This is a genomic window from Rhizobium sp. SEMIA 4085, from assembly GCF_013004495.1.
GTDB classification, from domain to species: Bacteria; Pseudomonadota; Alphaproteobacteria; order Rhizobiales; family Rhizobiaceae; genus Rhizobium; species Rhizobium gallicum.
Genome location: NZ_JABEPH010000580.1, coordinates 1 through 371, shown reverse-complemented (window position 1 = coordinate 371; position 371 = coordinate 1). Strand labels below are relative to the sequence as shown.

The window sequence follows — 371 nt, the reverse complement described above, 5'->3', positions numbered from 1 at the left end:
ACATGAGCAATCGCTCCATGGGCTTCGATACCGAGTGCAATCTCAGCATCGAAGTCCAGGGCGACGCCGCCAAGCAAGCCCAAGTGCGGCAGGTCATCGCGACCCTGCGCAACCGCTTGCTGGGCGAGCACCTGGGGGTGCCAGCGCAGGCGGTGCAGCAAGCCATGGAAGACAGCGGGGGTCTGCATGCCGCCATCGATGCGCTGACCCAGCCGGAAGCGCGCAGCCTGCAGCCGCTGGACCCGCGCCTGATCCCGGAACTGGATGCAGTGACCCAGGACAATGCCGTCTTCGATCCCGAGCGTCCCATCAGCCCCGACGAAATCGTCGATGCCTCCGTGCCGCGCAGCGCCCGCAAGCCGGTGCCCCGC

Annotated in this window: 1 pseudogene; it reads left to right on the top strand. The window is 67.4% G+C overall.

The window, feature by feature from the left end:
* Positions 1–17: 17 nt before the first annotated feature.
* A pseudogene (locus C9413_RS31210) lies at positions 18–371 on the top strand (hypothetical protein); the annotation flags it as partial.